Source organism: Pseudoalteromonas sp. CO342X (assembly GCF_004208915.1).
Classification (GTDB): domain Bacteria; phylum Pseudomonadota; class Gammaproteobacteria; order Enterobacterales; family Alteromonadaceae; genus Pseudoalteromonas; species Pseudoalteromonas maricaloris.
In genome coordinates this window covers 15,582-29,833 of record NZ_SGPH01000007.1, presented here as the reverse complement: position 1 = coordinate 29,833, position 14,252 = coordinate 15,582, and the positions used below count along the sequence as shown (strand labels likewise).

General features: G+C 44.3%; 14 protein-coding genes. 6 read left to right on the top strand and 8 right to left on the bottom strand.

Translation table 11 applies throughout. The features are described 5' to 3' along the window. The first annotated feature begins 3 nt into the window (after nt 1-3). A complete protein-coding gene (gene greB / locus EXT47_RS01555; protein WP_010378480.1) occupies nt 4-489 on the top strand; it encodes a transcription elongation factor GreB in 486 nt (161 codons plus the stop codon). 83 nt (nt 490-572) lie between these two features. After that, nucleotides 573-2,885, top strand: coding sequence for a Tex family protein (locus tag EXT47_RS01550; protein WP_130125770.1), 2,313 nt, complete (start codon nt 573-575; stop codon nt 2,883-2,885). A gap of 116 nt (nt 2,886-3,001) precedes the next feature. On the opposite strand, the gene EXT47_RS01545 is transcribed toward EXT47_RS01550, so the two are convergent. The 3 genes from EXT47_RS01545 to bioH form a co-directional block, all read right to left on the bottom strand. Further along, complete coding sequence (locus EXT47_RS01545; RefSeq protein ID WP_130125769.1) at nt 3,002-3,886, bottom strand: putative metalloprotease CJM1_0395 family protein; 885 nt, start codon at nt 3,884-3,886, stop codon at nt 3,002-3,004. After that, nucleotides 3,886-4,194 carry a hypothetical protein gene (locus EXT47_RS01540; protein WP_010378475.1) on the bottom strand — a complete coding sequence of 103 codons (309 nt, stop codon included), beginning with the start codon at nt 4,192-4,194 and terminating at the stop codon, nt 3,886-3,888. The genes EXT47_RS01545 and EXT47_RS01540 overlap by 1 nt, the downstream gene beginning before the upstream one ends. Nucleotides 4,195-4,298: 104 nt before the next feature. After that, nucleotides 4,299-5,030, bottom strand: coding sequence for a pimeloyl-ACP methyl ester esterase BioH (gene bioH, locus EXT47_RS01535; protein ID WP_130125768.1), 732 nt, complete (start codon nt 5,028-5,030; stop codon nt 4,299-4,301). A 57-nt stretch (nt 5,031-5,087) separates the two neighbouring features. Between bioH and EXT47_RS01530 the strand changes: the two genes are divergently transcribed. Beyond that, nucleotides 5,088-5,759: a ComF family protein gene (locus EXT47_RS01530; RefSeq protein WP_130125767.1), complete on the top strand. Its 672-nt coding sequence runs from the start codon at nt 5,088-5,090 to the stop codon at nt 5,757-5,759. Nucleotides 5,760-5,844: 85 nt separating this feature from the next. On the opposite strand, the gene EXT47_RS01525 is transcribed toward EXT47_RS01530, so the two are convergent. Beyond that, the gene (locus EXT47_RS01525; RefSeq protein ID WP_130125766.1) at nt 5,845-8,367 is read right to left on the bottom strand and encodes a M14 metallopeptidase family protein; all 2,523 of its coding nucleotides are present in this window, start codon (nt 8,365-8,367) and stop codon (nt 5,845-5,847) included. A 145-nt stretch (nt 8,368-8,512) separates the two neighbouring features. Between EXT47_RS01525 and nfuA the strand changes: the two genes are divergently transcribed. Both nfuA and EXT47_RS01515 read left to right on the top strand, forming a co-directional pair. After that, nucleotides 8,513-9,088 carry a Fe-S biogenesis protein NfuA gene (nfuA, locus tag EXT47_RS01520; protein WP_010378467.1) on the top strand — a complete coding sequence of 192 codons (576 nt, stop codon included), beginning with the start codon at nt 8,513-8,515 and terminating at the stop codon, nt 9,086-9,088. Then, nucleotides 9,088-9,366 carry a hypothetical protein gene (locus EXT47_RS01515; RefSeq protein WP_130125765.1) on the top strand — a complete coding sequence of 93 codons (279 nt, stop codon included), beginning with the start codon at nt 9,088-9,090 and terminating at the stop codon, nt 9,364-9,366. The genes nfuA and EXT47_RS01515 overlap by 1 nt, the downstream gene beginning before the upstream one ends. Before the next feature lie 10 nt (nt 9,367-9,376). Here the strand turns inward: EXT47_RS01515 and EXT47_RS01510 are convergent, their stop codons facing one another. Further along, nucleotides 9,377-10,645 carry an MATE family efflux transporter gene (locus tag EXT47_RS01510; RefSeq protein WP_130125764.1) on the bottom strand — a complete coding sequence of 423 codons (1,269 nt, stop codon included), beginning with the start codon at nt 10,643-10,645 and terminating at the stop codon, nt 9,377-9,379. Nucleotides 10,646-10,672: 27 nt separating this feature from the next. Here EXT47_RS01510 and EXT47_RS01505 point away from each other — a divergent pair, with 27 nt between their 5' ends. Beyond that, the gene (locus tag EXT47_RS01505) at nt 10,673-11,716 is read left to right on the top strand and encodes a polysaccharide deacetylase family protein (protein ID WP_039490872.1); all 1,044 of its coding nucleotides are present in this window, start codon (nt 10,673-10,675) and stop codon (nt 11,714-11,716) included. A gap of 33 nt (nt 11,717-11,749) precedes the next feature. On the opposite strand, the gene EXT47_RS01500 is transcribed toward EXT47_RS01505, so the two are convergent. Genes EXT47_RS01500 through EXT47_RS01490 form a run of 3 tightly spaced genes read right to left on the bottom strand, consistent with a single transcriptional unit; the run spans nt 11,750 to nt 14,219 of the window. Continuing rightward, nucleotides 11,750-12,778: a chemotaxis response regulator protein-glutamate methylesterase gene (locus EXT47_RS01500; RefSeq protein WP_039490870.1), complete on the bottom strand. Its 1,029-nt coding sequence runs from the start codon at nt 12,776-12,778 to the stop codon at nt 11,750-11,752. Nucleotides 12,779-12,787: 9 nt separating this feature from the next. Further along, entirely contained in the window at nt 12,788-13,402 is a 615-nt protein-coding gene (gene cheD, locus EXT47_RS01495; RefSeq protein WP_039490868.1) for a chemoreceptor glutamine deamidase CheD, read from the bottom strand. Continuing rightward, a complete protein-coding gene (locus EXT47_RS01490; protein ID WP_039490866.1) occupies nt 13,389-14,219 on the bottom strand; it encodes a protein-glutamate O-methyltransferase CheR in 831 nt (276 codons plus the stop codon). The genes cheD and EXT47_RS01490 overlap by 14 nt, the downstream gene beginning before the upstream one ends. Nucleotides 14,220-14,252 lie beyond the last annotated feature (33 nt).

Sequence of the window (14,252 nt, the reverse complement as noted above, 5' to 3'; positions counted from 1 at the left end):
AACATGAAAACGAATTTGATCACGCCCGAAGGATACCGCCAACTGCAGCAAGAACATGACCACCTGTGGTTTGAAAAGCGCCCAGAGATCACCAAAATTGTGAATTGGGCAGCGAGTTTAGGCGATCGCTCCGAAAATGCCGACTACACCTTCAATAAACGTTTATTAAGGCAAATAGATAGACGGGTACGCTTTTTACGAAAGCGTATGCCCGAACTAAAAGTCGTGGAATATAGTCCCGAACAAGAAGGTAAAGTATTTTTTGGCGCTTGGGTAGAAGTGGAAAGCGAAGAAGGCGAGGTTCGTGCATTTCGAATTGTTGGACCTGATGAAATATACGAACGCAATGACTATATCTCCATCGATGCGCCAATGGCTAGGGCTTTACTAAGCAAACAAGTCGATGATGAAATTACGGTCACCACACCGCATGGCCGAAGACTTTGGTATATCAACCAAATCGAATATCGCAGAAACACCGAACAATGATAACATTGAGCTAAATTTTGTTTGCCAAAGATGAGTATTGTCTAGGCAACACAGACCGATTAAGAAGAGTATAAGGATTTTGCATGAGCAATATCACACAACGTTTAGCAACGGAGCTTAACGCCAGAGAACAGCAAGTTAATGCTGCTATTAGTTTGCTAGACGAAGGGGCAACCGTTCCATTTATTGCACGTTACCGTAAAGAGGTAACGGGTGGCTTAGATGACACTCAACTGCGTTTGCTTGAGCAAAGGTTAGGTTACTTACGAGAGCTTGATGAACGTCGCGAGTTTATTTTAAAAACCATCGATGAACAGGGTAAACTCACTGCCGAGTTAAATGCAGAAATACAAGCCGCTGACAGCAAAACCGTACTCGAAGATTTATATCTCCCATACAAACCAAAGCGCAGAACAAAAGGCCAAATCGCGATAGAAGCAGGTTTGGAACCCCTAGCGGACGCTTTATTTGCAGATCCAACGTTAGACCCAGAACAACAAGCGACTCCTTTCATTGATGAGAGCAAAGGCGTTGCAGACAGCAAAGCGGCTTTAGATGGCGCTAAGTTCATTCTCATGGAGCGTTTTGCAGAAGACGCAAAGCTACTTGCTAAACTCCGTGCACACCTTAAAGACAACGCGCAAATCGAAGCAAGAGTCATTGCAGGTAAAGAAGAGGCCGGAAGTAAATACCGTGACTACTTTGAACATAATGAGCTGCTAAATAAAATTCCATCACACCGCGCGCTGGCGATGCTAAGAGCACGTAACGAAGGCTTTTTGCAACTATCTATCAACCCGGAACCAAGCGCAGAAGACGCCGCTCAATTTTGTGCACAGATTATTGCTGATCATTACCGCCTAGCCGTCTCTGGTAAAGCTGCCAGTGATTGGTTAATGGGTGTGGTCCAGTGGGCATGGAAGATTAAAATCGCCCTGCACTTGGAAAACGAATTCTTAGGGTCAATGCGTGAAAAGTCAGAGCTAGACGCTATCGAAGTTTTCGCGAAAAACCTAAAAGATCTACTGATGGCTGCGCCTGCTGGTGCTAAAGTGACAATGGGTATCGATCCGGGATTACGTACCGGGTGTAAAGTCGCCATTGTCGATGCCACAGGCAAACTGATTGCAACCAGTACTATCCACCCTCATGCCCCTCAAAACCAGTGGGATAAGTCGCTGAAGACACTAGAGCAAATGTGCCGCCAATACAAAGTTGAGCTTATTGCTATCGGTAACGGAACCGCGTCTCGCGAAACCGACAAACTGGCCGCAGAACTGCTAAAAGGCGCTACCGAATTAAAGCTCAACAAAATCATGGTGAGTGAAGCTGGCGCATCGGTGTACTCAGCCTCTGAATTTGCCGCAAACGAATTTCCAGATCTTGATGTATCTCTACGTGGTGCCGTTTCTATCGCAAGAAGATTACAAGATCCGCTAGCAGAGCTTGTGAAAATCGAACCAAAATCAATCGGTGTTGGCCAATATCAGCACGATGTTTCTCAAAGCCAGCTAGGGCAAACGCTAACTGCTGTGGTCGAAGACTGCGTAAACTCAGTAGGTGTCGATGTGAACACGGCATCGATACCATTATTAACGCGCGTCTCGGGTTTGAATAAAACATTAGCCAGCAACATCGTAAAATACCGCGACGAAAATGGCTCTTTCACGGATCGCAAAGCGCTTAAAAAAGTTGAGCGATTAGGACCTAAAGCATTTGAACAAGCAGCTGGTTTCTTACGTATCGCCAATGGCGACGATCCACTGGATGCATCGGCAGTGCACCCAGAAGCTTACCCTGTTGTCAAAGCGATTTGTAAAAAACAAAATCTAGAAGTGAATACCCTTATCGGTAATCGCGAAGTCTTGAATGGCCTTGTGGCAAACGACTATGTAGATGATAAGTTTGGGGTACCAACGGTCACTGATATTATCAAAGAGTTAGATAAGCCAGGCCGAGATCCTCGCCCAGAATTTAAAACGGCGCAGTTTAAAGCTGGTGTTGAAACAATCACAGATCTTAAAGTCGGTATGATTTTAGAAGGTGTGGTCTCTAACGTTGCCAATTTTGGGGCTTTTGTGGATGTAGGTGTACATCAAGATGGACTTGTTCACATTTCAGCACTCACGGATAAGTTTATTTCCGATCCGCGTGAAGTCGTTAAAGCGGGAGATATCGTTAAGGTCAAAGTGATTGAGGTTGATGTGCCTCGTAAACGCATTAGCTTTACCATGCGCTTAAACGATGAAATATCTCAAGCTCCAGCACAAAAACAAAACGCGAAGCCGCACAAAGGGAAACCAGCGTCTAAGTCTTCTAAGCCAAAGTCACGAGATGCAGGTAACGCCGCGATGGGTAATGCGTTTGCTGAAGCCTTCGCAAAGCTGAAGAAGTAACTTCAACAGTGCAACTAACAAAGAAAAGCGCGGCCTTGGTCGCGCTTTTCGTTTGTCGGGGGTTTTAACTCGTTTTCACTGCAATGACCCGCGGAGGAGAAGGCCAATACCTACGGTTAAATTTGCACTGATAGCGATGCGGGTTGATTAGGCATCGCTACATGTTGATAAAAATTTGAGATCCTGAGCGATCTTGCTTGGATTTCAGGGTCAGCTTCAATTGGCATCGCAACAGCGTAAGGATCTGCATCCTGCTTCAGCTTGGCTTGCTCTTCTTCACTCTCTGCTTTTGCCTGCTCACCACTCAAGCGGCGAGTTTGAATGTTTTGCACCCGCTTGCTATCACTTTGCTCTTCACCACTGATAGAAGCTTTCGCCAACTCAGCCTGCGCCGCCGAGAGTTTTTGAGTCGCATCTGCTGCGATGGCTCTATCAGCGCCAGATGGTTCTGCAGGTGCTAATGCTGCCGCTCTCACTGTTTGCATTTTTTCAATCGTGCCCTGCGGGTCACCTTCAAGCGGCGCAACGTCGATCATCACCTCACCGCCAATAGCGTAGTTATTGCCATCAGGACCGCGCTGATATTCATAACTCGGTGATCCGGCATATTGCCCGCCTACTCTGGCATGAGCCTGCTCATGTAATCTGACTTCTCTATCTCGAGATTTTAATTCTTGAACGACCTGCTCATCTTGCTCTGTTTGTTGCTGCTCTTGTTCATTCTTTTCTTTTTCTTGGCCTTCGCCTTTTTCACCTTGCTCTTTGCCTTGAATGGCTTTGCTTTGCTCTGTTTTACCATCAGAACCGTAAACTTTTGCATCGTCTACATTAGAAGAGCGGCCTTTTTCAGAATCTGAAAGGTTGCGGTTTTCTGTAAATGAAGGATTAGTTGGTGCAGGTTTTGGGATCGCTTCACGCAGCTGATTATCGCGTACAACCGTTTCGGTGTACACGTTGGCAGTGTTTAAATTCATCGCCGGTGGTGGCGTTACTATGTTCATTACACTTTAATATCAATCAACGTACCTAGCACTTCATCTGCAGTGCGAATAGTTTGCACATTGGCTTTCGCGTTAAATTCTTCAACTTTTAAGGCTACCACGGATTCGGTCAAGCTTGGGGTTTCGCTCACAGGAGCCGTCACAGCTTCACCGGCGCTGGCACCCTGCAACTGCCGCCCAGATGCACGTTCAGAATCACTTTGTTGATCGATGGCAGCGCGGTTAATATCAGCACTTGCTTGGGCAATCCCCTGAGCAGCGCGGTTATAACCGTCGATTCCATTATTTAACACATCACCTATTGGCATATTCGCACCTAGATAAACCTTTTCTTACTGACTAATTATTGCGCAAAATATCAACAAAGAAAAGTAAAAGCGGCAATTTTTTGCCGCTTTATTATTCCAAATATCTAAACAATTGATTTAAGGAGTGATAAAAAGGCTTCTTTATGAGAGATAAAAGGCGCATGAGAGGCCTTTGCAAGCGTATGAGCCTTAAAATTTGGATTGAGTACCTGCATTTTCTCTACAGCCGCTTGTGGAACAAGAGAATCTAAACGGCCGAATATGCCTATTATGGGGAGTTGCAGCCGTGAAAATTCATCACGTAAGTCCTGCGATTTCAATATCTCCAGTCCACCAGCTAGTGCTTTCGCCTCCGCTTCCGGCAGTGTGCCTAGTAGCGCTTTGAGTTGTTTGATGTCTTCTCTGGCATGTTCACTGCCCATCGCTTGAATAGCTAAAAACCTTTCTATCGTTTTTGCGCTATTGGTTTGCAGTTGAGTCTCAAAGTTGTTTAGCACCTTAGGGGCTATTCCGGGCCAATCAGCTTGCTCACAAAAAAATGGCGTTGAAGCGACCAAAATAACCTTGCTAACTTTGTCTGGAAAATGAGCAGCTAAATACAATGCAAATAAGCCCCCCAAAGACCAGCCTATCAACACGCTTTGTGGCATCAGCTGCTCAGCAATAAGTAAAGCGTTACGCTCAAGAGAATAATCGCCCTCGGCGCTTGGTGTACCACCAAACCCAGGAAGATTGACCGCTTTAATTGCTGTTGTAGGTGCTAAGGCTTCCTCGCATAACTGCCACACCGCTTTGTTCATCCCCCAACCATGGAGCAGCACAACTTCATTTTGCATTTATCTGTTCTCTATACCAAACTTGACGCCATGATAGCTAACCCGGGATGGAAAGCAATGATCCAACTTAATCGGTTATTACCTAAAAAGTGGTGTCAGCCTTGTGTATGTTGTGAACAACGCACAACAGAAGCCTTGCTTTGTCCACACTGCTTACAAGCGTGCTTAGACTTTATGGATCAAGAGATTAATCTACTTAATTACCCCAATATTCAACGCATGGTTAGCCTTGAAGACTGCGATGGGTTAACCGTGGCGAGTTGGTACCGTACGCCTATAAACACATGGTTGCAAGGAGTAAAGTTTAACCATAGCAAAGCGTATCAATGTGCCTTGAACCTGCTGGCTCAAACACTATGGCAGCGCTTCAGTGAAGAGGATGCTTTCCCCGTAGACCTTGTTTGTTGTATGCCACTACACCGAAGACGGTTAATCCGACGAGGTTACAACCAAGTTGAGCAAATTTGGCAAGGGCTACCACTCACCCAGACGATACTGAAAAGAACAAAGCACACCAAGCCGCAATCTGAGCTGACCAAGGCTAAACGAAAACGTAACTTAAACAATGCCTTTGCGCTCAGCCAATCTGTTGAGGGGAAAAATATCGTATTGCTTGAGGATGTGATCACAACAGGCGCGACCATGAATGCAGCGGCAAAAGTGTGTAAACAAAACGGGGCGAAAATGGTGTGGGCGATGGCTATCAGCCTCACACCATTCGACGCTTAAAAGCGTATTATTTGCTTGATATCACGACAATAGATATCAATCAAATCACTAAAAATCTCGCTGTACAGATAAACCGTTCTGGACCTTATATGCCGTGTGCAAAGAACAACGCGTTATTTAGCAGTCGGCTAGAACCGAACCAAAAGCCACGAAATACCGGATTGTCAGTCATTCCTACAGCCACTCCACGTCCAGACTTTGACGCAATCAAGACAGAAGAACCTGCGATCTGTTCAACGTTAATATTATCAGCATACCCTGCCAATAAAGGCTTTTTAGTATACGTCAACGACTCGATAAATGGTTTATTATTACGATGCATCACCCAAGTGCTATTTTTAAAGACAGGTAATTCCTGGTTCTCAAAGCCAAAAGACAAAGGATGGCTTAAATCCAAACGCGCATCAAAAATTGCGCCGGCAATCCGCTGTTTTGCCGAAAGGCTATCTTGATCTGCAAAGGTGAGATTTTTGCTGTCAAACTGGGCTCGCATTTCTTTGCTTGAAACCATTTCAGCGTCTAGTAGCTGCTGTTCGATTAGCCACTGCGCACCACGCTTTTGCCCCCAAATCACACCGCCTTTAGCAACCCAACTCAAGAGCTTAGCTTTGCTCTTGTCACTTAAATCTCCATATTTACCATCAGCCAATAAAATGTGGGTATAGCGCGTAAGATCGAGTTTCTCGATATGCTGCTTTTCCACAATCGACGGGGCAAGTTTTAAATGCCTATCCAAATGATACCAAAGCTCACCCGCTTCATATTGACTTACACCCGCACCACCTATGATGAGCACTTCTGGCTTTTGCAGCTGCAGCATCTGTCTTGAACCAAAATCGACGCCACTTTGGGTAAGGCCTGTAGTCACACTATATACTGGAAGTGAAAGCTCTCTGGCGATTGTTTCAAGCTGAGTAAACCAGTCCGCTTGCTGCTGAATACCACTTGTAATCACCAATGTCCCGGCCTGAAAGTCATGAGAGCCTGAGGTGGTTGACGCTGAAAATGGTGACATTGCAGCTGCTACTTTCACTCCAGCCTGTAAGAGTCGATTTGCTAATTGTGGCGCCAGGTAATGATGCCACTCTATGGTGTAGGCATAACTTCCTGCAACGGGAGCCAATAGATTTGAGTCAGTGCTCGATTCACCTTGAAGCTTTAAACCCCAGCCACTTTTTACTGCGGCAAAATCTAAATCATAAGCATACGGCATCGTCCAACCTGAAACATCATAGAACGTGTTGTCCTTAAAATGTGTCTGTGTGCTAAATAGTGCTTTTATCAAGCGATATTGCGGCTGGGCTAGTGGAATGTATAAATCCCCTTGCTGATATTCGGTGTTATCAACCTCTTTGGCTTTTGAGAGGTATTTCACCTCAATCTGATGCTGCTTCAATAAATCCACAACCGCTTGAAAACGGTAGTTATCTTTGCCACGAGCAACAACGTAACCGTTGATTTCATCTTTACTCGCAAGCTCGTTCACTTGTTGATAAAACTGCTGCTGATAATCAAGTAAAGCGCGTCGATGCGTCGTGCTGGCTTGAAATGTCGAGAGACTCGTCGTGACCTGATTTTTAATCGTTTCAGGAAAACTCAACACGCCATACTGAGTTTCTTGTGCATGCCCTCTACTACTCGCTTGTTCGAATAAAATGCCAACCGCACCATTTACGTCGGGGTACGTAGAACCTTTGCCATAATAAAAGTCATCAAAACTCTCTTGAGTAAAATATAACTCCCCTTGCGCATCAAGAGCTTTGGCATGAAACTTACCAATCTCGTTGGTTAGCACTACGTTTTGTAATGGGGTAATTGGGTGAGTCCTTGATGGGATCCCTGGTTGGAAAAAATACGTACTATTTGGTCCCATTTCATGAAAATCGGTCAGTACGTTAGGTTTCCAACGATGGAACGCTTTGATCCGTGCTTTTGATTCAGGATGCTGTAGTAGTAACCAATCACGATTGAGGTCAAACCAATAATGGTTAGTGCGACTAGAAGGCCAAGACTCATTATGCTCACGATGTGCAGGATCGGTTGATAGAGACATGCTCTTATTGGCGTTTGCCCATGTAGCAAAACGTGATAAGCCATCAGGGTTCAAAGCTGGATCTAACAATATCACCGCATTATCAAGGAGCTGCGTAACTGACTCGCCCTGCGCCGCAGCTAAATAATATGCCATGAGTACCGCGGCATTGCTTCCTGAAGACTCATTACCGTGCACGCTATAGCCCATCCACATCACAACAGGCTGGTCTGAACGGTTTTGGCTACTGCTCAATGAAGCAATATGATCTTGCTGAATACGTGCCAAGTTTTGTTGGTTTTGTGGCGAGCTCGCTTTTAGGAGTAACAAAGGACGTCGCTCATGGCTAAACCCGATTGTTTCGACACTCAACCTTGGGCTTTCACTTGCAAGGGTATGTAGATAATTAACGATTTGATCGTGGCGCAAATGCCACTGCCCAACTTCATATCCAAATGCTTGTTTTGGCGTAGTTATTGTAGGATCAAATTTTACTTCATCGCCAAAATAATAGGCAATGGGCTTGGCCTGCAAGCTAAAGCTCAACAGCACGATAATACAGCTTATTAACCGCATGATAATGTCCTTTAATTCCGATTACTTTTCAAGCTAACAAGCGCACCGTCGATTGCCAAATTTTTACGCCGAACACTAGCGACAACACGACGAGGAGAGTATGATACGTATTAACCGAGTAATTTAGTCAAGTATAGAGCGAATTATGATCCATATTTCAGATTCTGCCCAAAGCCATTTCGCGAAACTATTAGCCGATCAGGCTGAAGGCACTAATATTAGAGTTTTCGTGGTTAATCCAGGCACCTCTCAAGCTGAGTGTGGCGTGTCATATTGCCCAGCAGATGCCGTTGAACAAAGCGATATCCGCTTACCGTTTAATGGTTTTGAAGCCATCGTTGATGAAGAAAGCGCACCATTTTTAGAAGAAGCCGATATCGACTTCGTTACCGATAAAATGGGGAGTCAGTTGACGCTTAAGGCACCAAATGCCAAAGCTAAACGATTACGTGATGATGCGAGCCTTGCTGAGCGCGTAGAGCACATGCTTGTGACAGAAGTAAATCCACAACTGGCCAATCACGGTGGTCAAGTTAGCCTAGTAGAAATTACCGCAGATGGTATTGCTGTACTTCAATTCGGCGGTGGTTGTAACGGCTGCTCAATGATTGATGTCACATTAAAAGAAGGCATCGAAAAAGAGATGATCGCTAAGTTTGAAGAAATCAACGGCGTACGTGACATCACGGAGCACGCTCGCGGCGAGCACTCTTACTATTAATGAGCAAAACCCTCATTTATCGCTTAGGGTCTCACCCTAAGCGAAGCCTCAAATTTTTCCTTTTTGGCCTTGTTATTGTGTTACTCGCTGGTGCTTTTATCGCACTGGGTTACTATCAAGATCATCGCTTTCAAATCGCAGGTTTAGTGCTTTTAGTTCCTGGTTTGTGCTGTGCCTTTTACGGTTATATTGGTATTTTTGCTAATCGCTTTTCTCAAGTTATCGAAGCTAGAGAAAAACGCCGCCAAACTCTAAAAGATAACGACCCATTTGCTTAACATAGCCCCATTATTCGAGTAAAGCAGCCTGTCGAGTGAGCTGATGATATTTATATGCCAAGGTTAATCCACGCAACCCCATAAAACAACTCATTGCAAGCCAGAGTGCATGGTTACCGAGTGGCAAAGCAATCAAAAACGGCAAGAAGAAACCGAATACCGCAGAAACTAACATGCTGTTTCGCATTTCTTTAGCACGAGTAAGCCCAACAAAGATACCGTCAAACAAAAAGCAACTCATGGCAATCAAAGGTAATAGCACCAACCAAGGTAAGTAAGTACCTGCCAATGTTATCACTTCGGGGATATTGGTTAATAAGCTAATGATCCAGCCACCAGCTAGATAAAAAATAGCGCTGTATAAAAGCGCAAATGCAGCCCCCCAAAACAGGCTTACTTTTACCCATAATTGCAATTGCCCCAACGAGCATTGTCCTTTTGCTCTGCCGACTTTTGCCTCCGCAGCATAAGCAATACCGTCCATCGCAAAGCTGACTAACATCAAAAAATTCAGCAATACGGCGTTAGCCGCTAGCGTGATTTCACCAAGCCTTGCGCCATAGAAAGTCATGAAACTAAAGCAGAGTTGTAAAATCAAGGAACGAATAAAAATATCACGATTCAAGGTGAGTAAACTGAGCCACTCGGCGCGCTTTGGTAGAGTGAACTTCAATGCAATACCGTGACGCCTTGCGACCAATGCGCTCAAAAACAAGGATAAGCCTAATGCCGAATAGTCTGCAATCAGTGAAGCCCAAGCTGCGCCTGCGACTCCCCACTCAAATCCGACAACAAATAAAATGTCCAAAGCTATATTCACTATGTTTGTGAACAACACCAGATAGAATGGTCCTCGTCCGTAATGCATCCCAAGCATAAAGCCCAGCAACACAAGATTTAACATTGCTGCAGGCGCACTAAATACACGGATCTGAAAATATAATTTTGCTTGCTCAAATACTTCACTAGAAGCATTTGAAAGCTGAGCAATAACTTGGATCAGCATAGGAGATAACACAATCAAACTCATGGCGAAGAGCAACGCAATGAGCATACTGGTATATAGTGAACGTATTAGCTTGTCATGGTCTTGCTGGCCGCTTGATTGAGCGATCACTCCTGTTGTACTCATTCGCAGAAAACTTGCAAGCCAAAATAGTACCGAGATAGCGCTAGAGCCAAGCGCAATCCCAGCCAAAAAATGCGCATCCCCCATATGACCAATTACTGCCGTATCGACTAATCCTAACAGTGGCACCGTAATATTTGATAGTATCATCGGACCTGCAAGTAGTAAGAGGCTCAGATGTTGCGCTTTATGGCATTTAAGAAATTGATACAACATATTATTTTTGGTTTGGCCCTATTCTCAGCAAATAGTTGGAGTGCGGTTATCTTACAGTATCATCACGTGAGTGAGAAACTCCCAGCGGTCACCAGCGTGAGTGAAGAAACCTTTAAATCTCATCTTAACCACATTAAAGAACATGGTTTTTCGGTGATACCTTTACCACATTTGTTAGATAGCCTGAAGTCCGGTAAGTCTCTAGCAGAAAAAACGTTAGCTATCACCTTTGATGATGGCTATGAAAACAATATCACTGCGGCCGCCCCGATCCTGGAATCTTTTGGCTTTCCCTATACTATTTTCGTCAACCCTCAACTTATTGACGAAAAGAAAAGCTATGTCATGACGTGGGATGAACTGAGAGCATTAGCAAAACGTGGAGCTATTATCGCAAATCATAGTGCTAAGCACGATTACCTCCACCTCAAACTAAAAGATGAAACAGCGGCGCAGTGGCGTGCGCGTGTTGAGCACGATATCAGATGGTCACAGCAGCGAATTAAAGAAGAGATTGGCCACGATTACCCCTACCTCGCATACCCGTACGGCGAATTTAATCATGAATTACAAAAGCTAGTAGCAGAGATTGGACTTATTGGTATTGGGCAACACTCTGGTGCGGTTGGTATTTCTTCAGATTTTACACGTATCGCTCGCTTTCCTGCATCGGGAAACTACAGCAACTTAGAAACATTAAAAACTAAGCTCGAGACCAAAGCGTTCTCTCTACAAAAATTAGAGTACCTTGATAGCGTCACGAACAATAAAACCCCAGCAATCACGTTGCATTTTAACAATAAGGATTTTCATCAGAGTCAATTTGCATGCTACGTTTCAGGTGTTGGGCAAGCTGAGCTGACGTGGCTATCAGAAACCAGCGTACGTATCCAAACCCCGAAAGCACTATCCATAGGACGGTCACGATATAACTGTACTGCACCTTCAATCAAAGACACAGGACGATATTATTGGTTTTCACAACCTTGGGTTATTGAAAAATAACAGCTTTGGGTAGGAGCAAACTAGCTCCTATCCTTACTTTTTAACCGCGCTCAGCATGGTTTCAGTCACTTTACTCAAAGGTACTAGGCTTTGCACTGCACCAAGCTCGTACGCAGCTCTAGGCATTCCCCATACCACACAGCTAAGTTCATCTTGTGCAAATGTTTTAGCACCTGCAGCTTTCAAAGCTAGCATTGCTTTTGCTCCATCACTGCCCATTCCCGTGAGCATAGCAGCACAAACATGCTTACCCATTGGCACAAGGGAGTTAAATAACACTTCAACGGAAGGTTTATGACGATTAACAGGCTCAGTATCATCTAATCGGCAGACATATCCGGTTGCTGTGTGTGCCACCTTAAGATGTTTGTCTCCCGGTGCTATGAATACATGACCTGGTAATAAAACATCTCCCTCTTCCGCTTCTTTGACTGATACCGCACAGGTGCGATCCATTCTTTGTGCGAATGAGGTACTGAAAACTGGTGGGATATGTTGTGTGATAACAACAGGAGGCGCGTGTGTTGGTAATCGCATAAGCACCTCTCTGATAGCTTCAGTTCCCCCTGTTGAGGCGCCTATGGCTAAAATAGTATTACGCGAAAATGTATAATTACGGCCAATTTCTAATTCGCTTTCCTGTTTTGGTGCTTTAAAAGCCCTCACTCGTGCACCGGCCGCTACTCTAATCTTCTTAACCAGTAAATCGGAATAAGACATTAAGGTATCAGCAACATTGCTGGTGGGCTTAGAAATAAAATCAACGGCACCTAATTCTAGTGCTTCTATCGTGGCGGGAGATCCCTCTTGGGTCAACGTAGAGATCATCACAACAGGCATAGGCCTTAAGCGCATTAAATTTTTAAGAAAATTAATGCCATTCATTTTTGGCATTTCTATATCCAAAGTTAATACGTCAGGTGAAGTAGACTTAATGAGCTCTCTAGCTTCATAAGGGTCTTCCGCGGTGCCAACGACTTTAATACCATCCGCCTGACCTAAAATTTCTTTTAACAACCCACGAATTAACGGCGAGTCGTCAACAATCAGAACTTTGATCATATTTCACACCTAAAATAGCTCAATATCCGTTTTATTGTCTTGAGCCTCAATGTCATGTAAGTAACGCACTTCACGTTGTTCAATTGTGTTATTGTGCATGGTTCGTAACTTTTTCACTTGCGCTTTGCCACTTTGAGGATGAAAGATAACTTTTCTTGGCCAGGGGCCGCCTACATCTTGTGAAATTAAATTCAAACTTTCCTCTTCCACATAGGCTTGAGCAAACCTGATGTTCCCTTCCCCAATATCAGTCATTGCGCTAATAATTTTTCCACCGCCAAAAAGTTTGATTTTTAAATTGCTTCTAGACGCCCCATTTTTGAGTACTTCATTTATCAGATACTCCATCGCCCAGTTACCATAACGACAATTTAGGTCATCCGCATGTACTTCTTTTAGTGCCTTCGCTCCGGGTAACATAAAGTGATTCATGCCACCAATCCCCAGCTTCTCGTCATATACACAGGCGGCAATACAGGAACCTAGTACAGTCGAAATCAATTCGTCCTGCTTGGATACATAAAATTCCCCCGGAAGTACTTTTGCGACGACTTTGGCACGCCCTGAATCCCAAAAGCGTTTTACATGCTCGAAGCCTCTGAGAACGGGTCTAAACTCTCTCATTCAACTGGCCTTTTTGATAAATGGTTTTACCTAGATTTTTAAATTCTAGGTGCTCTTTTCCCATCGTTTCGGAGTGCCCGATAAGTAAGTAACCATTGGGAACTAACATGTCATGATATTGCTCAAAGAGTTTATCTTTGGTTTCTTTATCAAAATAAATCAAAACATTACGACAGAAAATAACATCAAAGGGTCCTTTCATTGGCCATGGTTCTAGAAGATTAAGTCGTTTAAAATGGATGAAAGATTGCAATTTAGGCTTCACTTTATACATTGCTCCATCTGCACTTCTAAGAAACCATTTTTTGAGCTTATCTTCATCTAAACCCGTGACGTTATTTGCCGTATATTCTCCGAGACTCGCTTTGCCCAAGACGTTGGAATCTAGATCTGTTGCTAGCACTTTGACGTCCCAACCACTTGGAAAAGCATTCGCAATGGTCATCGCGATGCTATAAGGCTCTTCACCTGTAGAGCATCCAGCAGACCAGATCCGAACTCTTCTGTCGTGTTTATGTCGGGCAATAATTTCAGGAACTATTCTTTTCGTTAAGAACTCGAAGTGATGATTTTCTCGAAAGAAAGAAGTTAAGTTAGTTGTTATTGCATTAATAAAATGACTAAACTCAACATCTTGATTTTCTTCCAAAAAAGATAAATACGCCTCAAATGAATTTAGCCCGTTGGCTCTTATGCGTCTTGCCAACCTGGAATAAACCATTTCCCTTTTATGCGGCCCGAGTACTATGCCGCATGTGTCATAGACCCGAGCCGAAATTTCGGAAAAATCCTTATCGGTCAACAGAAACTCTCGCATCGTCGTATTCCTTCAGCCAACCCCCACTAAGGA

Coding starts and splice junctions, on each gene's coding strand:
- bioH (WP_130125768.1), bottom strand. CDS start 5,030: ATGCAAAATGAAGTTGTGCTGCTCCATGGTTGGGGGATGAACAAAGCG.
- cheD (WP_039490868.1), bottom strand. CDS start 13,402: ATGAGAGAGTTTAGACCCGTTCTCAGAGGCTTCGAGCATGTAAAACGC.
- EXT47_RS01545 (WP_130125769.1), bottom strand. CDS start 3,886: ATGAACATAGTAACGCCACCACCGGCGATGAATTTAAACACTGCCAAC.
- EXT47_RS01540 (WP_010378475.1), bottom strand. CDS start 4,194: ATGCCAATAGGTGATGTGTTAAATAATGGAATCGACGGTTATAACCGC.
- EXT47_RS01500 (WP_039490870.1), bottom strand. CDS start 12,778: ATGATCAAAGTTCTGATTGTTGACGACTCGCCGTTAATTCGTGGGTTG.
- greB (WP_010378480.1), top strand. CDS start 4: ATGAAAACGAATTTGATCACGCCCGAAGGATACCGCCAACTGCAGCAA.
- EXT47_RS01490 (WP_039490866.1), bottom strand. CDS start 14,219: ATGCGAGAGTTTCTGTTGACCGATAAGGATTTTTCCGAAATTTCGGCT.
- EXT47_RS01525 (WP_130125766.1), bottom strand. CDS start 8,367: ATGCGGTTAATAAGCTGTATTATCGTGCTGTTGAGCTTTAGCTTGCAG.
- EXT47_RS01530 (WP_130125767.1), top strand. CDS start 5,088: ATGATCCAACTTAATCGGTTATTACCTAAAAAGTGGTGTCAGCCTTGT.
- EXT47_RS01505 (WP_039490872.1), top strand. CDS start 10,673: ATGTTGCGCTTTATGGCATTTAAGAAATTGATACAACATATTATTTTT.
- EXT47_RS01550 (WP_130125770.1), top strand. CDS start 573: ATGAGCAATATCACACAACGTTTAGCAACGGAGCTTAACGCCAGAGAA.
- EXT47_RS01515 (WP_130125765.1), top strand. CDS start 9,088: ATGAGCAAAACCCTCATTTATCGCTTAGGGTCTCACCCTAAGCGAAGC.
- EXT47_RS01510 (WP_130125764.1), bottom strand. CDS start 10,645: ATGATACTATCAAATATTACGGTGCCACTGTTAGGATTAGTCGATACG.
- nfuA (WP_010378467.1), top strand. CDS start 8,513: ATGATCCATATTTCAGATTCTGCCCAAAGCCATTTCGCGAAACTATTA.